This window comes from Bradyrhizobium sp. USDA 3240 (assembly GCF_054063295.1).
Window position 1 is genome coordinate 1197082 of the sequence record NZ_JBSSGD010000002.1, and the last position, 22621, is coordinate 1219702.

Genomic DNA, 22621 nt, shown 5'->3' on the forward strand with positions numbered 1-22621 from the left:
TGTACTCGCCTTTACTGCTTCACACGTGCATGACAGCTGCGATCAGCGCACGACGTTCAGGAGATCCTGCACCATCGAATTCGTTGTCGTGATCACCTTGGTGTTGGCCGAATAGGCCTGCTGGGTCACGATCAGCTTGGTGAACTCGTCGGCGATATCGGTGTTCGAGCTCTCGAGCGATGAACCGACGATGGTGCTGCCGCCCTTGCCGAACAGCGCGCCACCGGACTCGTCGGTCGCCTCGAACGCACCACCGTCGATGCGCTTCAGGAAGTTGGTGCCGTTGAATGTCGCCACCGAGATTTCGGCAAGGTCGATGTTGCGGCCGTTGGTGTAGTTGCCGACGATGCGGCCGTTGGTGGAAACGCTGACCGACTGCAGCTGGCCGGCCGGGAAGCCGTCCTGCTGGATCTGGTTGACCTGGACGTTGCCGTTGGCGTCCGCGAACTGGGTCACGCCGCCGGAGCCGAAATTGATCACGGGGCTGCCGAGCGACACGCCGTTGACGACGGCATTGTTGAGCGCCACCGAGGAGATCGCCGGCGACATCTGGCCGTTCGAGGCGAAGGTGAAGTTGATGTTGGCGTTCTGCCAGGAGACTTGCGTGCCGGTTGCATTGGGATTGACCTGATAGAACAGGTTCCAGCTGTCGGTATGTCCGGAGCCCAGCGAGGAGCTGTCGGTCTTGGCCCATCGGAATTGCAGGTTCACCGGCGCACCCGACACGTCGTAAGCCGTGACAGCGCCGCCCGAGACGGATTGGTTCAGGAAGGTCGAGTTGTCGTTGCCGACCACCTGACCGGTGCCGACCGTGCCGCCGCCGCCGCGGGTCGCAACCGCCGAGCCGGTGAAGCCGAGCGCCGCGAGCGCGGTCGAGTTCGAGCTGGTCACGTTGAGGTCGGCCGACGTGCCCGAATGCAGCGTGATCTTGCCGCCGCTGATCGTCGATGGCGTCGCGGTGCCGGTAATCGCGTCGATCTTGGCGAGCATCGTTCCGATGCTGTCGGTGACGTTGAGCTGGTTGCCGGTCGCCCCCGAGGCCACGAAGGTGATGACGGTGCCGTTGACCGTGATCGTATCGGCGGGCACCACCGGCGGGCCGGCCGAGCCGGCGCTGAAGCTCGCATTGATCGAATCGCTGCCCGCAGCACCCGAAAGCAGGGTCGCGGCGGTATTGGCGACCGACGGCGTCGCCTTGTTGTTTTGCGCGGTGCCGGTGACGGAGGAATCGGTATACGGCGCGGCCGGTGTGCCCAGCACCAGCGGGTTATGTCCGGCGCTGAATGCGCCCGGCCGGATCAGCTCGGAGCCCGGAACCGAGGTGTCGTGCGCGGTGGTCAAGGGATAGGACGCGAGGTTGGCGCGATAGTCGATCTTGGTGGTCTGCTGCGCCGGCAGGAAGTCGTTCTTGAACCGCAGCGTTTGCGGCGACGAGCCCGAGGGGTTGCCGGTGGTCGGATCGATCGGGACGCCCTCGAGATAATAGCCGGCGCCGTTGACGAGGTAGCCGTCCTTGTTGAGCTGGAAATCGCCGCGGCGGGTGTAGCGGTCGACGCCGTCGAACACCGGCGAGCCGTCGGTGAAGCCGCCGGGCTTTTGCACCGCGAAGAAGCCGTTGCCGTTGATCGCCATGAAGGTCGCGACCGACGCCGACTGCACGTCGCCCTGCACCGAGTTGGTCGAGCGCGACTGCGCCGTAACGCCGCCGGCGAGCTGCGCGGTCAGCGCGGTCTGCGGAACGAGGTCGAGAAACGAGGTATCGATGCGCTTGAAGGCCGTGGTCTGGGAGTTGGCGATGTTGCCGGAGATGTTTTCGAGCGCGTACGACCCTGCGCGCAAACCACCGACCGCCGTCGTAAGAGCGCCGAAGATACCCATGACATGTTCTCCAATTCGATTCCCGGCGGCTGGCAATCACAGGAATGGCCGCATCGGCGGAGCATGTCGCAAAGGTCGTGCCACGAAACGAAACGTAACAAAATCATGCGCTTGAAAAAAAAGCCCCGGCCGTTTAACCGGGGCACAATTGCCGGGCAGGCAACAATTGCCGGGACGGAGCGCAGTTCTGGCCGCGCTCCATCCCTCCTGTTTTAACGCGTTTTCCTAGCGCGAACCGGTAGCCGCCTCGCTCGAAAACGCTGTGGGCGTCAGGTCGCCGAGGGTGCGGCCGGGTGAAACACCAGCGCAAAACCGTCCATGCAGTAGCGCAGCCCGGTCGGCTTCGGCCCGTCGTCGAAGACATGGCCGAGATGGCCGCCGCAGCGGCGGCAATGCACCTCGGTGCGCAGCATGCCGAAGGTGCGGTCCGACGTGGTGCCGATCGCATTGTCCAGCGGCTTCCAGAAGCTCGGCCAGCCGGTGCCGCTCTCATACTTGGTCTCGGACGAGAACAGCGGCAGGTCGCAGCCGGCGCAGGCGAAGGTGCCCTTGCGGTGCTCCTTGAGCAGCGGGCTCGATCCCGGCCGCTCGGTGCCCTCCTTGCGCAGGATCTCGTATTGCTGCGGCGTGAGCTGCGCGCGCCATTCGGCGTCGGTCTTCTCGATCTCGAATTTCTCGGCGGCCTGCGCCGGCGAGGCGCGCAGCCAGCGGAAGGCGGCGAGGCCGAACAGGCTGGCGACGGAAGCAAGCAGGATGCGGCGATCGATCATCAATCATCTCCGATGCGGGCGGCCAAAGCTGGCGAACAAGACTGGCTTGCCACCAAATACGAACCCCGCCGCCAGACGTTACATCCGCCCGTCGGAGATCCGCTCACTTTCTTGCGAGGCGTGGGGATGCGGCTGCTCACCGTCCTCAGCCTGCCGGGGCGCGGGCGGCGGCGCCGGCCGCACGGCGGACGGCGGCGGACGGCGGGGCGCCGGCCCCCGGGTTCCCGCCTTGAGATTGGCCTCGGCCAGCCGCGCCTCGCGGCGGCGCTCCTTCGCACGTGCACCCTCGCGGTAACGCGCCAGAACGCCCGCTGCGGATGCGGCGCCCCTCGCCCACAGGCCGATGAAATGACCGGCGACGCGGCCGGTGGCGCCGCCGGCCCAGACCAGCTCGAACGGTGAAAACAGCCGCCAGCGGTCGTCGCCCCACAGGATGCTGCGGGCGATCAACTGGCCGGCGAGCGCCGAGGTGTTGAGTCCCTGCCGGCCGAAGCCGCTCGCCACCCAAAGGCCTCGGCGCAACTGCCCGATCTGCGGCATGCCGTGCACGGTGACGCCGACCGCGCCACCGAACGTGTCGGCGATCGGAACCTTGCCGAGCTGCGGAAACACCGTGGCGATGCGACGCTGCACCGCCGCACCAAGCCGCTTCGGCCGCGCCTCCCAGGTGGTTTCGGGACTGGCCCACAACAGGCGATCGCCATCGACGACGCGGAAATGATCGATGCCTTCGCTGTCGACGACCGAGCCGGAAAAGGCGATCGCCTCCGCCAGCCGTTCGCCGAGCGGTTCGGTCAACGCCGCGTAGCGCCACACCGGCAGCAGCGTATCGGACAGACGCTTCAGCGGCGCGCCGAGATGGATATTGCCGGCGAGGACAATATGGTTGGCACGCAGTCGCGCCGTCGGCGTCACGATGCGTTTGCGGATGCCGGAAAAATCGATGCTGACGACAGGCGTTTCCTCGAATATCCGCACCCCCGCCCGCATCGCCAGCGCGGCGAGACCGTGCACATATTTGCGGCCGTCGATCTGGAACGCTTTCGGATAATAGATGCCGTGGAAATAGCGTCCGGTCCTGAGCACGCTGCGCACGCGATCGACCTGCCAGCCTTCGACCTCGGTGGCAAAATCCTCGCCCAGCGTCTGCAGGCGGCTGATCAGCGCTTCGCCGACATCGACATTGGAGACCTCCAGCGCGCCGTCGCTCGGGTCGATGCCCGGTATCAGCTCCTCGGTGGCGGTGGCGCGAACATAATCGGCGCCCTCCTTCGACAGCGCCCACAATTCGCGGGCATCATCAAGGCCGACGCGCTCGATCACATCCGATATCGGCAGGCCGAAGCCCGGCATCACGGTGCCGAGATGGTGGCCGGAGGCATTCCAGCCGACCTGGCGGCCCTCGAGCACAGCGACGCTGGCGCCAAGCCGCGCCGCCTCGCGTGCCACGGTCAGGCCGGCCAGCCCCGCCCCGACCACGCAAATGTCGACGTCGAGGTCGAACGCCAGGCGGTCGCGGGACGGCGAGGCCGCCTCGTCGGGGCCGTCTGCCGCACTTGTGGAAGTCTCGCTCATGTCGTTTCTTACGAACCGCTGCGGCGCTTGTCACCTTGTCCAGGGCATGCGCCTGTAGAATTAATTCGACCAGACCGAATCGAGATGGAAGTCCATGCGCCGTTTGCTGCTGCTGCGTCACGCCAAGACCGAAACCGACGCGCCTTCGGGGCAGGACCAGGACCGTCGTCTCGACGAGCGCGGCCACCGCGATGCGGCGGAGATCGGCGGCTGGATCGCCCGCCACCCGCCCCTGCCCAATCTGGCGCTGGTGTCGCCGGCGGCCCGCACCACGCAGACCTGGGAGATCGTGCGCGAGGCGCTGAAGGGCGCCGGACCTGCGCCGAAAGTCGAATTCGTGCCGGAACTCTACGGCGCCGATCCGGCGCAATTGCTCACCGCGATCCGGATGGCCTCCGTCACCGACCCGAAGCGGCTGATGCTGATCGGCCATAATCCCGGCATGCACGAGCTCGCGCTGACGCTGACCGGCAGCGGCGACGAGGCCGCCAAGCGCGCGCTCGGCGACAACCTGCCGACCTCGGGGCTCGCCGTCTTCGACTTCGCGACCGACGACTGGAACGAGGTCTCCTTCCGGCGCGGCAAGCTCGTGCTGTTCGTTAGCCCTAAACTGTTGAAGCAGGCCTCGCGCGGCTGACGCAAGCGGACAACGCAGCTCTGCCATGCTATATTGATGTTGGCGCGACAGGGGGACCGGTTCGCGGCGACACGACGAGCTACCGAAGAAAAAGAAGGCGCGCGTCCCGGCACAGGGACCAAACGGCTCCAGACCAATCGCGGACAGGAGGCGCAGATGTACAAGTCAATTCTCGTGCCGATCGACCTCGCCGATACCGATCTGGCGAAGCCTGCGATCGCAACCGCTGCGACGCTGTCGCAAACCTGGAACGGGGCGGTGCGTCTGCTCAACGTATTGCCGATGACGCCGGTGATGCTCGCCGAATATGTCCCGGCGGATTTCGACAGCCAGCAGCGTGAGACATCGGAAGAAGCGCTCGCCATCGTCGCGCGCGAATCCGGCATCGCGCCCGGGCGCATCTCCGGCGTGGTCCGCCAGGGCGGCATCTATCACGAGATCCTCGAAGAGGCCGCGAACATGAAGGCCGACCTGATCGTGATGACCTCGCACCGCCCGGCGATGCGCACCTACTTCCTCGGCTCCAATGCCGGGCACGTCGTGCGCTACGCCAAATGCTCGGTGCTGGTGGTGCGGCACTAAAGCAGGATGAGTTACGGGGCCGTCGCAGGCGGCGCCGCCAAAATATCGAAAACAACCCCATGCAAAGTAGCCGGCGGCTGCCGGCGTTCGACCAGGCAACTTGACACGTCGGGCAACTCGGGGATATTCTTCTAATATTCCGAAATTGCGCACGAAGATGCCGTTGAGGACGCGGTCATATAGAGCTTTATGGGGCTGAAGAGGCGGTTCATGTCCGAGGGCTCTGGAGCCCCGCGCCTTGCCTTCCGGGTCGCGGCAGTTGCGCCCAAATCGTTAATTTCTTTTCGAGGGTGGTCAAAATTGACCAGCCCTGGAACGTCGGCTTGTTCCAATCTTGGGCCATCACCGCCCTGTAACGGCGTCTGCCGGTGACTGAGAGCGTTCGCGCTCCCCGCCCAGAGACAAGGGAGCGTGGCATGGTCGAACAGCCCCATTTCGATTCATATTCAATCCCGGCACGCGTCAGTCTTGGCATTGCTATTTTCGGCGGCACACTGCTTATCGCGGTGATGCTTACGGGTGCCTTCATCGTGCACTGAGACCACCTGAGTTGGCGACCTCTTTCATCTATTGATGCGATGCCATTTCGCCTCTTGGCCCTTTTTCGGACCTACGGGAGCGGTCTGATGATGTCGGCTCATCGGTATCACCCGGACCTCGCAACTGCGCGCGCAAGTCCGAAAATGCATCCGTCGGGCAGCATAGTTGGCGGGGCTCAGTAGTTTTGTGGGACCGATAGACCCCCCTGTACTCGCGCCGTCACTTCATTGCTTGCAAGTCTTATCAGCCATCAAGGCTGTTTGTAATGATGCCTGTGTCGGATGTGCCGTACCGATGACCTTCATGTTGCCGCCAGCGGCAGGCTGGGCATTGACAATTTGACACTTCATCGTCGCGGTATCTCGAGCCACGTAGAACGACGAAGCACTTGATGGTGGCGCTTGACCGGTAGTTTTGTCCTGCTGCGCGAATGAAGGCGCAGTGAATGCGATAACAGCAACCGTCGCCAAAAGAACTTTCGTCATCTGTCTACCTCCCGGTTAGAGACAGAGCGCAAATAGAGTCAGTCGATAAGAGGTTCCTGCGACAATGGATTTATTTCATGTGCGGGTTGGAGTTGATTTCGTGCGCCTTCGTTTAACTTTTCCGATGTGAGCAATATTGACCAGCCTCGCATTGGCGCATTGGGCTAGACCGGCTTCATCGCCGTCCGAATAGGCAGTTACCGGCGACGGAGATAATGCTCCCGCCCAATACAGGGGAAAGCATGATGTCATCTGTCCAACCAAATCCGCTATTCAGTCGCGCGGAGATTGGAATTCTTCCGTGCTCCAGGTGTGGCAAGCCTATGCGGTTGGCTTGCATCGAACCTGCTCAACCCGGTCATGAAGTCCGCACCTTCCAGTGCCCGGAATGCAAGACGACTGGAAGTTTTGCAGTTGCGATCTAGCCGCCACTCTAGTCGGTGTTTGCGATCTGGGGTCCGGCTCGGACTTCGCCTGCCGACCGCTCCATCAGCTTGTCGGCAGCCCGGTGCTCCCATTCCGGCTACGCTTCCATTTGCGGCACTTTTACTTCGAACGCCGGCGGCTGAATGGTAAGCTAGGCGTCCCACCGCGCGGGGACGAAACGGGACATGCCAAAAAATACCAACCACGCAATATTTGATCCCAAGGAATTTCTCGCCAAGGTAGGCGAAGGGAAGAGCATTCTCGCGTTTCGCAAGGATGAGATCGTCTTTGCGCAGGGCGACGTGGCAGATACGGTTTTCTATATCCAGAAAGGCCGGGTCAAGGTTGTTGTCATATCTGAGCAAGGCAAGGAAGCCGTGGTCGGCATTTTGGAGCCCGGCCAGTTCTTTGGCGAAGGCTGCATGAACGGCCATTCGCTGCGTATCGCGACGACGACAGCGATGGAGGAATGCCTGGTGACCGCGATAACGAGGACCGCCATGGTCGCGGCATTGCACGATGAACCCAAATTTTCCGAGCTGTTCATGGCCTATCTGCTGATACGCAACAGCCGGATTGAAGAGGACCTGATCGACCAGCTCTTCAACTCCAGTGAAAAACGGTTGGCGCGCCTGCTGCTCCTGCTGGCGAATTTCGGCAAGGAGGGCAGCCCTCAACCGATCAGTCCAAATATCAGCCAGGAGACATTGGCCGAAATGATTGGAACGACGCGATCCCGCGTCAGCTTCTTCATGAACAGATTCCGCAAGCTCGGCTTCATCAGCTACAACGGAAAAATCGAAGTCAACAGTTCATTGCTGAACGCGGTCTTGTACGACAAGCCCGAGATCAAGCGCGAATTGTAAGAGCGGGAGGACGTACGTGAAGATTCTCCCGGCCGGAAACGACCTGTTCGCCTGAAAAGAAAAAGGACCGCGTCACGCGAATGAGGATCCTTTGGAGCGCCTTGCGCGTTGAGGCTCTATCGAGGGGTGGACCTGAAGGTGGGTTATGAGCGACGTTCCTCGCGATATTCAAAGAAAGTTCGAACGGCGGTGGGCCGCCAGATTTGCGCGGCCAGTGGAAGCGGGCCGGCCCGAAAGGCATCAATCTAAAAAGCCGGATCAGCCCCTCGCCGTTCCCCCCAAAACCGACAGAAAAACCCGCCGAATTGAACCGGCGGCCTTGAGGCGTGCGAGCGCGGAACCGTAAGCGGCACCGTTGTACCGCTTGCCAGCTGGCAGCTGTTGGTCGAGCGGTCGAGAAAGCGCCGCAGATGAAACCTCTTCGCATTCGCCGCTCGGCCTTACTTTTTCGGTTCGGGATGTAGCTCGCGCTTCTCGGCTTCGTACTGCTCGATCAAGAGCGAGAGGCCGCTTAGGGTCAGTTGATCCGTGATCCGCATCCTGAGCGAACGGTAGTGCGCGATCTTCTCGTCCAACTCCGAGCACTTGTTACACATAACCGGACTTCCGAACTGACACCAATAATGAAAAACCAACTCAATTTGAGTTAGTTCCGCCATTGGCTGGCGCAACCGATGACCTGGTTGCCCCGTAACTTGGGTGTCGGCCCATTCTTCCCATTTTAGTACCGCGGGCTGGCTGGGGCCGTTCGGTCCGTCCCGGTCACGAACGGCCCTATTTTTTGTTCATCCATACTGGCGAAGACGAGGATTAGGATCAGCAAGGTAAGTGCGATCGAGACGCAACCGGCTATCGTTATGGCGTCCTATTTCATGCGCGCCGTTAACTTCTGTCGATGTGGTCAATATTGACCAGTATGTCGGCTACCGGACATGCCAGATTACCCCGATCACCGCACCGCCTTGTTGGCCCCACGGTGATGAGAACGCCATCACGCGCTCCCGCCTTCTCCAACAGAGGAGCAGCGACATGCAGCGACGCCGTTACCAGCCGCAAGGCGAACCTCTATACAACCGCCTTGCCGATGAGGCAGAGCGACTTCGCAAGCTAGCGAGGGGCACTCCGCCAGGTATTGAGCGTGAGAGGTTGATCCGGAGAGCACGGCAGATTGAGACCGCCTCGCACATGACCGAGTGGCTTGCCTCGCCCGGCCTGAAGGCTCCGACCTAAATGCGCACCTCATTCAGCGATAACTACACCTTGGGTAAGTTCAACCCACCCTCCTACGCGAGCTGGCTTGCCGAACTTCGCACCCTGTTTCCTGTCCCGGAAGAATTCCTTTTGGCGGACGCGATCTTCAGTTTCGCAAGCGCATTCAAGGAAGGAAAGACGCCGCAGCAGGCTTACGAGGTGTTCGATGTTTTCGTCAGCGCAGAGGCTTCAACCTGAACGACAATAGATAGGCCGCCTCAGTTGTCTTCCGTGATCTTGCCCTTGGCTTCGCAGGTCTTGCATTTGACCGGATAGATTTGGTGGCCGGCTGTACCGGCTACGCAACCGGCGGGAAGCCCGTTCCATTGTAGGCCGGGCAGATATGCTCTCTGATCTTCCGCCGCATTTTTTAACCTCTTCGGCCGCCTCGGTTGGCGGCCTCTTTCATTTGTCGATGTGATCCTAAGTCGCCTGCTGGCCCTTCACGAACCTCCGGCGAGGTCCGCCTTCTCGCCGCTATCAGGGCGAGAGCGGACGTCAAGCGCCCTTCATCCAACTCCGATTGATGAGTACACAGCCTAGCGATCGGTCAGCGACCACATCGAGGCGAAGCCAGAGCAAAAGAATGCTGCCAAAGCAGTGTTCGCCTAGAGGCGATTCCGTTTTGGCTGGATACGGCACGCCGCGCGGCTTGTTGGGCAGCATCGGCTCGATGGCAGTCCATTCATCGTCGGACAGTTCGTGGCGCATGATTCGGCCCCCTTCGGTCAGGCGCTGGAACCACGGCTCGGCAGTCAGGCTCAATGAGGCGCTGACCGACGGCGATTGGTCGCTATGGACCGAAAAGCGGACGCATTGTGCTCACGTTGAGTTCTTCAATTTTTTACCCGAAGGCGACATCAGCCCTCGGGCACCCCAGCCAGGCGCATGCCCTGATAGGCGCGCTCGCGTCCTGCGAGATATACGGGATGGTTGCTTGGGACGTAGGCGCGATAGCGGCGAATACTGAAACTCGGATTCAGCGCAAGGCCAGCCTGCGCTGTGGCCCGTGCCTCATCCGGCTCGCCGACCTGCGCCAAAACAGCCGCGAGAAGGAGGTGTGTCATGGGGTAATTTGGGTTGGCCTCAAGGCTTCGGCGCAGCCAAGCAATCGCCTCTGCATCGGCGCCGTGCCAAAACTTGGCGAGGCCGACAAAAAAGGTCCAGGCATAGACGTAGGTATCGCGGGGAGAGAGGCGGAGCGCCTGCTCAATATGGCCTTCAGTCTCCACGCCCCGCCCGAGACAAAGCTTCCCATACCCGATGTTCGCGTGCGCCGTTGCCAAATTCCGATCCAGTGCCAAGGCCCGTTCGCATTTGCCGATCCCTTGGGTCGCGCGGTTCGTATAAGTTTGCACTATGCCTAGGATGTTATGAGCCGCCGGATGGTTCGGTGCCAAGGACAGCGCCTTCGTGGCGGCCGTCTCGGCTGCGGTGAGATGTTCTATCCGATCGTCAGTGAAAAAGTTGCTGACTGTTGCAAGATTGGCCAGCGCCGTGCCGACCAGTGCCTCGACATTTCCCGGTTCGAGGGCCAAGGCGCGTTCAAAGAAGCCGCGCGCTTGTGTCATGTATTCGGGGGTTCGGCCCCTGCCGATCACCGCTGCGCCTTGGAAACATAACTCAGTCGCGTCTGGATGGGGGGAGCGCTCGGCGCGCCGCGCTTCGACCGCAATCAATTGCGATTTCAGCGTATTGGCGAGCCGCGATACGATTTCGTCCTGCATGTCAAAGAGGTCGGCAACGGGCTTGTCAAAACGCTCTGCCCAAAGGTGGTTGCCGGTTTCGGCATCAATCAATTGCACGTTCACCCGCAGGCGGTTGCCACTCCGTTGCACTGAGCCTTCAAGCACGTAGCGGACGTTCAGTTCACGTCCGAGCTTCTTTACGTCAACGGGTTTTCCTTTGAACGTAAACGCGGTGTTGTGCGCAATCACGAACGCGTCGCTGATGCGCGACAAGTCTGTGGTGAGGCTCTCGGTCACCCCATCGACGAAGTACTCTTGACCGGGATCGCCGCTGAGATTTGCGAAGGGCAGCACAACGATGGAAAGACGAGGTGGAGAAACCGGCGTTGGCGGCGTTTCGCTGCTACGCGGCACCGAGCCAGCCGGCTCAACTGCGACAGTCTGGGCTTCCTGCACCGCACCGACGAAGCGAACGCCTTTGCGCGGAAGAGTTTTGATTAGGCGCTGTTTCTCGCCGCTGTCGCCGATTGCGGTGCGAGCGGCATTCAGGCGAGTCGTCAGCGCGGCGTCAGACACGATGCGTCCATTCCAAACGGCGCTGATGAGATCGTCTTTGCTGACGACCCGCTCCCTGTTGCGGATCAGGTAGTCGAGCAGGTCGAACACCTGAGGTGTGACAACAATCACGCCCGTTGCGCGGTGCAGTTCGCGCCTGTCGGTATCCAATGCGTAATCCTCAAAGAGATAACGCAAGCCGCCATTCCTTTCCGCGGTCAGCTCGGAAGCCCGAGGAGCGCAAAGAATAAGCTGCCGGTGAGGAAAATGTAAGCCAGCTGTTAAGCGCGCCAGCGGATGTGCTGGCAAATTTTGCTTGGTGCACAGCCCAACTTGGACACACCGCTATGAGCACGATCCACGGGACCACTGAGTTCGGACCGGCAATCGCAAGGCGACAATATTACAGCCCCCTCGAAGCGTATTGGGATGCGTTTCGTGAGTGGCGCAAACGCGAGAAGCTGCGAACGCAGCTGTGCCGGCTGACGGACGGCGAGTTGATGGACATCGGCATCACGCGTGGTGAGATCGACTACGTTGCCACAAATCGCGCTGTCGACCCGCGCGGCGCCGTCCTCTCGCCGTGAACAAGCCCGCGCGCCACGGTTCAAACTGAACCGGCCCTCGAAGGCCTCGCCTCCCGAAGGTACCAAGAGCAGCTGTAGGTGCGTCCGAACCAACGGGCGTAGACCATATGGGTAACCTTCTGGACTTGTGTCGGCTTTCGAACAATTGACGACGAAGTTTGCTCCTTTTCGATCAAAGCGACGGGCGCAATTGACCCCATCGGCGACATGCGAGGCGAAGTCTGCTATCATGCAACGCGGGTGCGGGGAGTCTAGCTGAACGAGATGGCCCGCATGTTCGACCTCTTGAGTGATGTCTTTGAGACCATCAGGCTCAAAGGAACACTTTATTTCCGTACTGACTATTCGCCACCTTGGGCCATTACCGTTCCGGCATACGAGCAAGCGGCGCGGTTCCATTTTGTGATCCAGGGCTGCTGCCATGTGAGTCTTCCGTCCGGCCGCAATATCGTTCTTGAACCAGGCGATGTCGTATTGATTCCCCGCGGTCGGGGGCATGTCCTTGCCGATCGTCTCGGCCGAGCACCGGCGCCGTTAGAACGCGTGATCCAAGAATCGGGTTACGACGGCAAGGGCGCGTTCGTGATTGGCAAGGGCGACCCTCAGGCCACGACGCAAATGGTTTGTGGTCACCTGGGCTTTTCGCAGGGTGCCGATCATCCGCTGCTTGGCGCATTGCCCGAAGCAATCCTGATAACCCAGCCCGACCGCGGTCGCTATCCCCTGCTTGACGAGACACTGGGCCTGGTTGCGCGGCGAGCACTGAGTGACGAGGTTGGTGCCGCCGCTTCGATCGCGCGTCTGTCGGAAATCTTTTTTATCGAGGCTGTGCGGGCAAGCGTCGAACGTCATCCGCCACTGGCCAACGTCATGACCGCGATGACGGATCTTCATATCGGCCGCTCTCTTGAACTGGTGCACAAAGCGCCCGGCGATCCATGGACGGTCGAAACTCTCGCCAAAGCAAGCGGCATGTCGAGGAGTCGCTTCGCGGAGCGGTTTACGGAACTCGTCGGTGTTGCGCCTATGGCCTATGTCACGGAATGGAGATTGCAAAAGGCTTTGGCCAGGCTCAGCAGTTCCAAAGCAAGCGTGAAAGAAGTTGCAGCTCAGGCCGGATACCAATCGGCCGCCTCCTTTGCGCGGGCATTTTCCCAACGCTTTGGAATTCCTCCGACCGATACTCGTGGTCTTGAATCGTCATAGGTTTGCATATCGTCCCAACTGTCTTGCAGACAGTCCGTACTTTGTTCGCGTGTCTTGCTCCTGCCTCCTGCGCGATCCTAGGTGAGTGGTGTTGCGAACAGTCGCCACGCAAACCAAAGGAGTCGATCGTGCAAATCACTCAACAAGCCAACCAGACCTCTACTCGCTTCGATCCCAGGTTCGTCACCAAGACGCTGCACGCTTACCTGGACTATCCTGTTGCTGCGAGCTTGATCGCCTTGCCCTTCGTACTCGGACTCGGCGGTTCAAATGCTTCGGCAAAATGGATCGCTGTCGTCACTGGCGTGGCGGCGATCGTTTTGACGTTCTTCACGGATCACAGGACGGGCGTCATCCGGATTATCCCGTTCTCATTCCATGTCGCGGTTGATGCTCTCGTCGGCATCATCTTCGTGACGGTGCCGTTTGTACTCGGCTTTACCGGTCTCGATGCCTGGTACTACTGGGCGAACGGCGGAGCGCTGTTGGTGGTGCTCTGCTTGCAGAAGCCCGACGCGATGCCGATGCGGACCGCAAGCGCTTGAAGCCCACTTGCTCCAACGCTGCAACATTTCCAGCAAAGAGACAGATTTCTCGGGAGAAATAACCATGAAGGCAATTGTGGTAACGGACCAGGCTGCGGGAAAGGCCGGAATGAAGCTGGCGGAGCGGCCCAAGCCGCAGGCAGCGATAAACGACGTCGTCGTTCAGGTTCATGCGTCGGGATTCGTCGGGACTGAGCTGGAGTGGCCCTCGACCTGGACCGATCGCCTCGACCGCGATCGAACACCGTCGATCCTCGGACACGAACTGGCCGGAGTGGTCACCGCTCTCGGCTACGGCACGACGGGGCTGTCGCTGGGACAGCGAGTGTTCGGCCTCGCCGACTGGTATCGCGACGGCACCCTGGCGGAGTATGTAGCCATGGAGGCTCGCAACCTCGCGCCGCTCCCGGGCGACGTCGATTTCACGGTGGGCGCGAGTCTGCCAATCTCGGGCCTCACGGCGTGGCAGGGACTCTTCCAGCACGGCCGCCTTCGGGCGGGCAAGAGCCTCCTCGTGCACGGCGCGGCTGGCGCAGTCGGTTCGATGGTGACGCAGCTCGCACGAGAGTTCGGCGCCTACGTCATCGGCACCGGACGCGCCGCCGACCGTCAGAAGGCGCTCGACTTCGGCGCGCAGGAATTCGTCGACCTGGAGAACGACGCCTTGGGAGACGTCGGTGGCGTCGATTTGGTGTTCGATCTCATCGGCGGCGACATCGGGAAGCAATCCGCGCGTCTGGTTCGAGCCGGAGGAACGCTGGTGTGCGTCGTTGGGCCATGCGAGGCACGGCCCGCCGACGGCCTGGCAGTCGATTTCGTTGTCGAGTCTGATCGCGCCCAGCTGAGTGAGATCGTCCAGCGGGTGCGTGACGGACGACTGCGGACGAACATCGGCACCGTGGCGATCCTCGACGATGCCGTCGCCGCTCTCAATCCGACCAAGCGGATCAGCGGGAAGACGATCATCCGCGTTCGTCCCTGAGCGACACACGCCCATTGATCCACGCAGCCGGCTGGCGCGCGTCCCATACAGCGAAAACACTCCCGTATTCAACCTATCCCTTCACCCAGAGGAATCACCATGACCGACGGAATCCCCACGAGCGACGGAATCACCATGACCAACGCCGTCATCGAATGCATCCTGAGCCGCAGCGCCGCCAAGTACTACGACCCCGATGCCACCTTGAGCGACGGCCAAATCCGCGAGCTGGTGCGAATCGGCACCACCGCGCCGACGTCCTTCCACTTGCAGAACTGGCGCTTCATCGCCGTACGCACGTCTGAAGCCAAGGCTCGGTTGCGTCCGATTGCCTGGGATCAGCCTGCGATCACCGAAGCCGCCGTTACCTTCATCGTCTGCGGCCAGTTGGCCGATGCCAGCGTAATACCAGGGCGCCTGGCACCGTTGGTGGAAGCGGGCATCATGCCGGCAAAGATGGTGCCGGATTGGGAGATCCCGGCACGCGATCTATACATGGAGTACCCGCAGCGCCAGCGCGACGAGGCAGTCCGCACCGCCACGTTCGGTGCGGCGGCGATGATCTATGCGGCCCGCTCGCTGGGCCTGGGTTCGACGCCGATGATCGGTTTCGATGCCGAAGCAGTGCACCGCGAGTTCGAACTGGCCGAGGACGAAGTGCCGGTCATGCTGTTGTGCGTGGGTCCGGTCCGTGCGGGAAACTGGCCGCAGAAGCCGCGCCGTCCGGTGGCCGATGTGCTGGAACTCGCATAGTTGCGGAGTCCGGCCTTAGCAGGCGGGTGATGGTGACAGTGCACTCAATTTCCGATGATCAATCGTCGTACGCCGCGGATAGCTTGGGCCCGCGTTTGCCAAGCGAGTCAATTGAGTGCGCTGTCACCGGTTCGGCTAGAAGGGCGGCCCCCTTAGCTGCCCTCAAGCGTTACCCTGCAGAAGGTCCCCAACCCTTTCGAGCCGCCGTACGGGATCGAGGGTCGCAAGCAGCGCCTGCTTATCCGGGATCGAAAGCTCGATATAGCTGGCCGACTGTAAAAAACGACGCGATTGACCCTGAACGGACGTCGCGAGCCGATTGCTGTATGCAGATCACTGAGGCAGCGCCACCCCGGCGATCTGCATGACGCCAAGCTGGTCGAACAACTCAATCTGTTCACCGTTCAGCACTGGAATGTAGCAGCGACGTCTGGCACCCAAGATACAGAGCTTATCCTCCGCGACCGTCCATGTCCCGACTGCAGGTCCAAGGGCCTCGTTCCAGTGCGGATAGGTCATCCGGCCGTCGGGCTCGAATCGCATTGTGAACGGACCATCCTTGAGCTTGGTACCGAAGCTGATCGTCTTGCCCTGGAATTTTGCGGCCAGGGTCTCACCTGTCGGTCGTTCTCCAGTCTCTGCGGTGAGCGAGGCATCGGGCCCCGGATCATAGCCCTCGGCCTTCAGGATCAGCCAGAAGAGCCTGCCAATACTGCGCATAGAAGGTTCGGTGAAGGGCGTGTCCTGGTCGACACGATGCACCACGACGAGGTCGAGCGCAGGCACGACCAAGGCGTATTGGCCGCCGAACCCTTCGGCCAAAAAGCTGCCCTCGGGCAAAGTCACCGTAGGCGCAACGGCGCCGCCCAGAAAACCGATCCACCAGAGATAGCCATAGCCCATCCCGGACGCCGCTCTCGAATAGCCACGCGTGCTCTCTTCCACCCACTCCCGCGGCACGATCCGGTGTCCGGCCCAATTGCCTTTGTGCAGATAGAGAAGTGCAAAACGCGCCAAGTCCCGTGCGCTCATGCGGATCGCATAGGCGGGGTGGATAGACGCTTCGCCCCGGACGTAGCTGCCATCCTGTTGCCGGTAGTCCTGCATGCCGATTGGCTTTGCGATCTTTTGGTCGAGCGCCTCGAAGATGCCGCTGCCGGTTGCGTGCTCGTAGATCGTGCCCAGCGCGTTGAAGTCCCAATTGTTGTAATACCAGAGGGTGCCGGGCGGGTGGCTGCCGCGCGGCGGTCTCATCTTGGCCATGTCCGGTGTTTCATAGAGCGCCGCGTGGTAGACCCCGGAACGCGCTTTGAGGAGTTCGCGTACCGTCGCGCCCTTCTCGATCCCGGTCAAGCCAGGCGGATTATCGTCGATGCCGAGTTCGCCAAGCGTGCTGTCGAGGTTGATCAGGTGATCCGACACTGCGATGCCGATCAGGGCGCTGAGCAGGCTCTTGCGGATTGAAGCGAGCTCCGTTGGCTTCGTCGTATTGCCCCACTCGGCCACCACCTTTCCGTGCTGAACGATCACAACCGCGCTCGAGCGAATCTGATCCGAAAAGGATCGCGCTTGGGCCAATTCGGTCTCTGACCAGCCCAATTCTGCAGGGGTGACGCGCTCCCACTCCGTTGCCGGGAAGCCATCTTCAGCTGTGGCAGCCCCGAACCGAACCAAAGCGCCGAGCAGCACGACGGCGAAAACAATCTGGCGAATATACATTGGAACCCACGTGCTGCGAGCTTGACCTGATCGCAGCACAATACTCATTAACGAAGCTAGAACGGAGCCAGGCAGAACGCCTGTTGAAGTATTTTCATTGGATTCCCGTCAACGCGTTCTCATAGCGACATCTCTTGTTAGCTCGCCGCCGAAGTCCACTCGCTTGTCAGCACGTCAGCTCGTTTGGGCAGAGCGGACGTTGCTCGGTTTGGCCGCAATAGGCGGCTTTTGACCCACAGCAGACGTTCAGAGAACTGCGCGCAAACCAGGCGTTCGCCGGGCCACAAAGCCGACAATGAGAAAGCTTGCCAAAATGCCGCCCAGACTGGCGAGCGCGAACTTGAGGGCAATTGAAGCGGATAAAAAGTGCAGCAAACGGGTGATCGCGACCAGGATCGGCGCGTGCAAGACGTAGACGCCAAACGCATTGCGCGTGAGGAAGCGAGCGATGGGTCCTTGGCCGTCAAAGCGGTCTCGGTAGAGGACGATTGCCCCGAGCGAGAGAGCAAGACAGGTGAATGAGCGCCAGGCGTCGATGCCGGCAGCCTGCCAGTGCCAGCCCCCGCCATAGGGGGACACGTCGCCGCGCATGGCACCGCCCGCAGCGACGAGGATGATCCACAGCGCACCACCGATCCAAATGCCATTCCACAACCAACGCCTTCCGACGCGTGAAGGTATCTGGCGCAACCAGTCACCCTTCCATGCGGCAATTCCGGCAGCATACATGAACGGGTATTGCGGAAAGTCGTGGACGTCGATGTTGAGAACCGTCGTCGCGTTCGGAAAAGCAGCGCCGACGACAAAGGTCACGATGGCAATCAGGGCCGCGTAACCTAACACGGCCCCTGCCGAAGGCGGATCACGCGGAGCGAACTGTATCGGGCGTACCTGGCACACGACTGCGTAGGCGGCAGAGAACAGGAGAAGGACCAGGCAGAACCATAGGGGTCCCGAGCCGTCGAGCAGCTCCCCGGAACGAAGGTGCAGCCACCAGTCCTGGATGAACGTTCGCGGCGGGCTCGACCGCCACGACCCTGCGACGAAATATTCGGTCAGCGGACCGATCAAGATCACATAAAGCAGTAATGGCAGGCCAAGTCTTTGCAGCCGCTCATAGATGAAGCTGCGGACGCCATTGCGTGCAACGGCGCCGGCTGAAAAGAAGCCTGCCAGACCGAACAGCAGACCCATAGCCACCGCGTGCTGGAAGGATTGATAGGCAGCGAAGGCAATCTTCGCTCCGATACCCAGCTCCGGATGCTCACGGTAGTACCACTCGCCAAACGGCGAGTAGGTCACGGCCGCGTGCATGACGACGACCATGCTGATCGCCGACCAACGCAGGTTGTCGATATATAAAAGGCGATGGCTCGGCCTCTCTCCAGGCATGACCTGTCCTCCGGTTTGCGCCGGGATCAGGCCTTAAGCCGAGGTCGGGGTCTTGCCAGAAGTCGCGTCGGACCTGGCTGATACTGGCAAAACATGGCCGATTGCGAAATCGGCCAGCGCGCGACGGCGAAACTCAGTGGGGGTCTGCCCGGTTTGACCCTTGAAGGCGCGATTAAACGGACCGATCGATCCCCAACCGGCATCGAGGGCGATGGTGAGGACCGGGACGCGCGATTGCGCAGGGTCGGACAACGCCTCCCGCGCCTCTCTCAACCTGTGCTCGTTGACGAAATCAGTGAAGTTCCGATAGCCGAGGCGCTGGTTGATCGTTCGCCGGAGACGATATTCAGGCACTCCCAACTGCTCGGCCAGTCGATCCACCGAGAGCTCCGAGTCGCGGTAGGCACGGTCTTGCTCCATCGCCCGTCGCAGCCGCTCCGCCAGTTGGCGCTCCTCAGCGCTCATTTCCGTTGCCGCGATGGGGATCGTAAGGCCCCCTCGCGCAGCCGGCGCCGGTTCAAGCGTTGGCTCAGGCAAGACAGCACGCAGACGTGTCATAGCGGCGACTATGGCCAAACCCAGCACCGCCGAAAGCCCGGGGAGCCAGCTGACACCGGCTGCGTCGAGCACCGTTGTTGCCAGAATGACCAGACCCACAGCACAGGCGAAAATAATCCGAAAGCGCCGTCGCCCCTCAACCAGGTCTACTTTACGTCCTGCAAGTACCCGCGCGGTTTCGATGACGACCACGATGAGCGTCACAGCATGCGTCGCATTCCACGCCAGGCTCGAGCCGGACAAGGTTGCCACGGCTGCGAGCGGCAAAACGACAACGAAGACCGCCCACCGCCATGGCGTCGCCGCGGATGCATCACCGAACACTGTCTCGGCCCACACAACGAAGATGCCTGCGATTGAGTTGCTGAGAATCCGCAGTGGAATGATCCACCAGACGAGCTCTTCGTGTATTCCGGGAGCTGTTTCGATGAGGAACGCGATTACGCACAGGTCGAACAGCAGTGTGGCGCGACCGATCGACGATCGAAGCGTGCCAGGAAGACCAATGATCGCAAGTAAGCCGAGCAGCGCCAGTGCGGCGCCTCGGAGCCCCGTTTCGAGCAGCATTGACGAACCTTCAAAGCCTATCGGACTTGAACAATAACCGGATGCAAGGCCTCAAGACACTGCGAAAGGCTGATCGTTGCATCGATGTGCTCATCACCGTCCGGTTGCCATGTCGCCTGTTGGCCCTTCTCGAACCTCCGGCGAGGTCCGCCTTCTCGCCGCTATCAGGGTGAGAGCGGACGTCGCCCTCATCCAAATTCCGATTTGTGAGTAAATGGCCTAGCTAATCGGTCAGCGGCCACCATCGAGGCAAAGCCACGGGCAAAAAAATGCTGCCAAAGCGGCCTTCGCCTAGAGGCGATTCCGTTTCGGCTCGATCCGGCGCGCCTCGCGCTCGATGCCGGCGGCCACCAGCGGCGCCTTGTCGGCGGCGACGGGCGGGGAAAACACGAAGCCCTGCACCAGGTCGCAATCGAGCCCGCCGAGCACGTCCACTTCGGCCGCTAATTCGGCCCCCTCCGCCACGACGGTCATGCCGAGCCCGTGCGACAGCGCGATGATGCCGCCGAGCAGCTTGCGCTTCTCCGGGGCGGTGGAAATGCCATCCACGAAGGCGCGGTCCACCTTCAGCCAGTGGAACGGCAGGCGCGTCAGATAGCCGAGCGAGGAGTAGCCGGAGCCGAAATCGTCCAGCGCCAGCCGGACGCCGAGACCGGAGAGCGCCGTCAGCGTCCGGCTGATCCGCTGCTCGGTATGATCGACGAACAGGCTTTCGGTCAGCTCGAGGCAGAGCAGCTTCGCCGGAAAGCCGGTCTCAGCCAACACCGCCGAGACGGCCGCATCGAAATCCACGTTCCAGATCTGCGCCGGTGAGACGTTGACCGAGACGGAGCGCGGCGGCAACCCGGCATCGAGCCAGGCGCGGCCCTGCCGGCAGGCCTCGCGCAGCACCCACAGGCCGAGATCGACGATGAGCCCGGTGCTTTCGGCGATCGGGATGAACTCGGCCGGCGAAATTGGTCCGCGCTCGGGATGGGTCCAGCGCAGCAGCGCCTCGAAGCTGGTGACGCGGCCGGTCCTCAGGTCCACCTGCGGCTGGTAATGGGCCTCGAGGGTGCCGGCCTCAACCGCGTGGCGCAGATGCCGGCCGAGATCGAGCCGTTGATCGACGGCCTGGGCATAGACCGGCTCGAACAGTTGCGCGCGGCCGCGCCCGGCCTCCTTGGCCATATAGAGCGCGAGGTCCGCGTTGCGCACGGCGGTCTCCGCCGTCGCCCCATGCTCCGGCAGGCGGGCGATGCCGATGGTGGCGCCGACGAAGGCCTCGCCCTCGGCGAGATCGACCGGGACCGACAGCTTGCCGATGAGCCGATCAGCAAGCCTGGTGAGCGCTGTGTCGGACGTGCCGCATCCCTCCGCCAGCACGGCGAATTCGTCGCCGCCGAGCCGGGCGATGAAGGCGCGCGGCCCCAACTCCTGCCGCAGCGCAGCCGCCACCTGGATCAGCAATTTGTCACCGGCGGCATGGCCGAGGGAATCATTGACCTCCTTGAAGCGATCGAGATCGATGAGCAGCAGCGCGGCGCGTCGGTCTTGCCGGGTGCAGCCCTCGATCGATGCTGCGAGTTGGCGCGTGAACAGCGCGCGATTGGCGAGCCCGGTCAATGGGTCGGTATAGGCGAGCTGCTCGAGCTGGCGTTCAGCCTCCTTGCGCTCGGTGACGTCCTGCACGGTGCCGATGATGCCGACGACCTTGTCGTGGGCAACCTCCGCCTTGCAGATGACAGCCAGATCGCGGGCTGTGCCGTCCGCGTGCAGGATGCGCAGGTCGGTGGCCTCGGTCCTTCGGGTGCGGACGACCCTCCTCTGCAGGTCCTTGAAGCGGTCGGCGTCGCCGTCCAGGAAATAGGGCCCCATGCTCTCGTCGGTCGGCTCGAACGTGTCGGGGTCGAAGCCGAGCAGCTGGTAGAGCTCGGGCGCCCAGGTCGTGCGGCCGGTGTCCAGGCGGTAGCCCCAGGTGCCGATCTTGCCGAGCCGGTGGGCTTCCTCCAGCGCCCGCGTACGCTGGTCGAGCAATGCCTTGGCCGCCCTGAGCTGGGTGATGTCGCTGGACGTGCCGCGATAGCCGAGAAAGCTGCCATCATCGGCGTAGATCGGCTTGCCGCTGGTGCAGATACTGACGCGCGACCCGTCCTGGCCGATCAGCGTATAGATGAAGTCGCGAAAAGGGCGATGGGCCTCCATATCGGCCCGGTGCCGCGCCATGGCCTCGCCGTCCTCGGGTGCGTAAGCCAGTTCCCAGCGCGCCTTGCCGCCGGAGGCCACCGTCTGGAAGGCGGCATTGCCGGCCAGTGATTTGGGATAGGGCAGCAGCCGATGGGCGGCGTCGCTCTCCCAGCACCAGTCCGAGGCGGTCGAGACAAAATCGGCCAGCCGTTGCTCGCTCTCCGTCAGGCGCCGCAGCGCGGAAGTCTCTTCGGTGACGTCGCGGACGATGCCGGACACGCGTCGGACCTGACCGCGCGCGTCGAATTCCGGTTCGCCATGCACCACGCAGTCGAGCACGCTGCCATCGGAACTGCGGAGCCTCGTCCGCACCGCATAGGGCTGTCCCTCCGCCCAGCACGCCGCGTAATGCGCCTCCAGTACCTTGCGGCTCTCGGGCAAGTAGCGCGCGCGCACCGTGGCGATGGGGATGTAGCCGTCGACCGTCTCGAATTCGTAGAAAGCGGCAAGCTCGGGCGATATCCAGAGATCGGTCGCGGCGGCGCTCTGCGATTCCCAGTAGCCCATGCGGGCCAATCTGATGGCGCACCGCAGCGACCGCTCCTCGTGCCAGCGGCGGCGCGCTTCCCGGGTCGGGGCCTGCCCTTGCGACAATTTGCGAGCGGCCATCGGTCCCCAACTACAACGCTAGCGTACGCAACCAATACGTTAGCATGGAGCGTCACAACCTTGCAGCGACGGCGATCACATACCGGGGCTCTTCCGCATCTTTGGTGTAGTTTCGGTGAATTCTGCAACCGGCACCTGGTGTCCAGGCGTGGCCCAATCTGAACAGTCCTTCGCCACGCTCAAACACTGGACCATCGCGGCCGTCTGCGATGCGACCGCTCCGA

Annotated in this window: 21 protein-coding genes; 10 read left to right on the forward strand and 11 right to left on the reverse strand. The window is 62.1% G+C overall.

Going from position 1 to position 22621, the window contains the following annotated elements:
* Positions 1 to 42 precede the first annotated feature (42 nt).
* From ACVIGA_RS06455 to ACVIGA_RS06465, 3 genes are all read right to left on the reverse strand, one after another.
* Positions 43 to 1878 carry a flagellar hook-basal body complex protein gene (locus ACVIGA_RS06455; protein ID WP_375775624.1) on the reverse strand — a complete coding sequence of 612 codons (1836 nt, stop codon included), beginning with the start codon at positions 1876 to 1878 and terminating at the stop codon, positions 43 to 45.
* A 269-nt stretch (positions 1879 to 2147) separates the two neighbouring features.
* On the reverse strand, positions 2148 to 2648 hold the full coding sequence (gene msrB, locus ACVIGA_RS06460; RefSeq protein WP_212310076.1) for a peptide-methionine (R)-S-oxide reductase MsrB: 501 nt from the start codon (positions 2646 to 2648) through the stop codon (positions 2148 to 2150).
* 78 nt (positions 2649 to 2726) lie between these two features.
* Positions 2727 to 4223, reverse strand: coding sequence for an NAD(P)/FAD-dependent oxidoreductase (locus tag ACVIGA_RS06465; protein ID WP_456665715.1), 1497 nt, complete (start codon positions 4221 to 4223; stop codon positions 2727 to 2729).
* Between the two features lie 94 nt (positions 4224 to 4317).
* Between ACVIGA_RS06465 and ACVIGA_RS06470 the strand changes: the two genes are divergently transcribed.
* The 3 genes from ACVIGA_RS06470 to ACVIGA_RS06480 all read left to right on the forward strand — a co-directional run bounded on the left by ACVIGA_RS06470 (position 4318) and on the right by ACVIGA_RS06480 (position 5981).
* Positions 4318 to 4860 carry a SixA phosphatase family protein gene (locus ACVIGA_RS06470; protein ID WP_223970187.1) on the forward strand — a complete coding sequence of 181 codons (543 nt, stop codon included), beginning with the start codon at positions 4318 to 4320 and terminating at the stop codon, positions 4858 to 4860.
* A gap of 156 nt (positions 4861 to 5016) precedes the next feature.
* Positions 5017 to 5442, forward strand: a complete 426-nt coding sequence (locus ACVIGA_RS06475; protein WP_163159795.1) for a universal stress protein — start codon at positions 5017 to 5019, stop codon at positions 5440 to 5442.
* A gap of 416 nt (positions 5443 to 5858) precedes the next feature.
* Positions 5859 to 5981 carry a hypothetical protein gene (locus tag ACVIGA_RS06480; RefSeq protein ID WP_456665716.1) on the forward strand — a complete coding sequence of 41 codons (123 nt, stop codon included), beginning with the start codon at positions 5859 to 5861 and terminating at the stop codon, positions 5979 to 5981.
* A gap of 225 nt (positions 5982 to 6206) precedes the next feature.
* Here the strand turns inward: ACVIGA_RS06480 and ACVIGA_RS06485 are convergent, their stop codons facing one another.
* The gene (locus ACVIGA_RS06485) at positions 6207 to 6467 is read right to left on the reverse strand and encodes a hypothetical protein (RefSeq protein WP_456665717.1); all 261 of its coding nucleotides are present in this window, start codon (positions 6465 to 6467) and stop codon (positions 6207 to 6209) included.
* Positions 6468 to 7078: 611 nt separating this feature from the next.
* Here ACVIGA_RS06485 and ACVIGA_RS06490 point away from each other — a divergent pair.
* Positions 7079 to 7759 (forward strand): Crp/Fnr family transcriptional regulator, encoded by a 681-nt coding sequence (locus ACVIGA_RS06490; protein WP_456665718.1) that lies wholly within the window; start codon positions 7079 to 7081, stop codon positions 7757 to 7759.
* 440 nt (positions 7760 to 8199) lie between these two features.
* On the opposite strand, the gene ACVIGA_RS06495 is transcribed toward ACVIGA_RS06490, so the two are convergent.
* The gene (locus tag ACVIGA_RS06495) at positions 8200 to 8334 is read right to left on the reverse strand and encodes a hypothetical protein (RefSeq protein ID WP_420967075.1); all 135 of its coding nucleotides are present in this window, start codon (positions 8332 to 8334) and stop codon (positions 8200 to 8202) included.
* Between the two features lie 655 nt (positions 8335 to 8989).
* On the opposite strand from ACVIGA_RS06495, the gene ACVIGA_RS06500 reads away from it, so the two are divergent.
* On the forward strand, positions 8990 to 9208 hold the full coding sequence (locus tag ACVIGA_RS06500) for a hypothetical protein (protein ID WP_212310088.1): 219 nt from the start codon (positions 8990 to 8992) through the stop codon (positions 9206 to 9208).
* A 300-nt stretch (positions 9209 to 9508) separates the two neighbouring features.
* Here ACVIGA_RS06500 and ACVIGA_RS06505 read toward each other — a convergent pair whose 3' ends face one another.
* Together ACVIGA_RS06505 and ACVIGA_RS06510 are read right to left on the reverse strand one after the other, a co-directional pair.
* Positions 9509 to 9775, reverse strand: coding sequence for a hypothetical protein (locus tag ACVIGA_RS06505; RefSeq protein WP_456665719.1), 267 nt, complete (start codon positions 9773 to 9775; stop codon positions 9509 to 9511).
* Positions 9776 to 9870: 95 nt separating this feature from the next.
* The gene (locus ACVIGA_RS06510; RefSeq protein ID WP_456665720.1) at positions 9871 to 11451 is read right to left on the reverse strand and encodes a winged helix-turn-helix domain-containing protein; all 1581 of its coding nucleotides are present in this window, start codon (positions 11449 to 11451) and stop codon (positions 9871 to 9873) included.
* A gap of 149 nt (positions 11452 to 11600) precedes the next feature.
* On the opposite strand from ACVIGA_RS06510, the gene ACVIGA_RS06515 reads away from it, so the two are divergent.
* The 5 genes from ACVIGA_RS06515 (at position 11601) to ACVIGA_RS06535 (ending at position 15326) form a co-directional block, all read left to right on the forward strand.
* Complete coding sequence (locus ACVIGA_RS06515; RefSeq protein WP_456665721.1) at positions 11601 to 11840, forward strand: DUF1127 domain-containing protein; 240 nt, start codon at positions 11601 to 11603, stop codon at positions 11838 to 11840.
* Positions 11841 to 12113: 273 nt separating this feature from the next.
* Positions 12114 to 13046 carry an AraC family transcriptional regulator gene (locus ACVIGA_RS06520; RefSeq protein ID WP_456665722.1) on the forward strand — a complete coding sequence of 311 codons (933 nt, stop codon included), beginning with the start codon at positions 12114 to 12116 and terminating at the stop codon, positions 13044 to 13046.
* A gap of 128 nt (positions 13047 to 13174) precedes the next feature.
* Positions 13175 to 13591, forward strand: coding sequence for an SPW repeat domain-containing protein (locus ACVIGA_RS06525; protein ID WP_456665723.1), 417 nt, complete (start codon positions 13175 to 13177; stop codon positions 13589 to 13591).
* Between the two features lie 64 nt (positions 13592 to 13655).
* Positions 13656 to 14573 (forward strand): NADP-dependent oxidoreductase, encoded by a 918-nt coding sequence (locus ACVIGA_RS06530; RefSeq protein WP_456665724.1) that lies wholly within the window; start codon positions 13656 to 13658, stop codon positions 14571 to 14573.
* 99 nt (positions 14574 to 14672) lie between these two features.
* Positions 14673 to 15326: a nitroreductase family protein gene (locus ACVIGA_RS06535; RefSeq protein ID WP_456665725.1), complete on the forward strand. Its 654-nt coding sequence runs from the start codon at positions 14673 to 14675 to the stop codon at positions 15324 to 15326.
* Between the two features lie 333 nt (positions 15327 to 15659).
* On the opposite strand, the gene ACVIGA_RS06540 is transcribed toward ACVIGA_RS06535, so the two are convergent.
* The 4 genes from ACVIGA_RS06540 to ACVIGA_RS06555 all read right to left on the reverse strand — a co-directional run bounded on the left by ACVIGA_RS06540 (position 15660) and on the right by ACVIGA_RS06555 (position 22397).
* Positions 15660 to 17045, reverse strand: a complete 1386-nt coding sequence (locus ACVIGA_RS06540; protein WP_456665726.1) for a serine hydrolase domain-containing protein — start codon at positions 17043 to 17045, stop codon at positions 15660 to 15662.
* 246 nt (positions 17046 to 17291) lie between these two features.
* Entirely contained in the window at positions 17292 to 18437 is a 1146-nt protein-coding gene (locus ACVIGA_RS06545; RefSeq protein ID WP_456665727.1) for an acyltransferase family protein, read from the reverse strand.
* Positions 18438 to 18470: 33 nt separating this feature from the next.
* Entirely contained in the window at positions 18471 to 19562 is a 1092-nt protein-coding gene (locus tag ACVIGA_RS06550; protein ID WP_456665728.1) for a helix-turn-helix domain-containing protein, read from the reverse strand.
* 291 nt (positions 19563 to 19853) lie between these two features.
* Complete coding sequence (locus ACVIGA_RS06555; protein WP_456665729.1) at positions 19854 to 22397, reverse strand: EAL domain-containing protein; 2544 nt, start codon at positions 22395 to 22397, stop codon at positions 19854 to 19856.
* Positions 22398 to 22621: the final 224 nt, after the last annotated feature.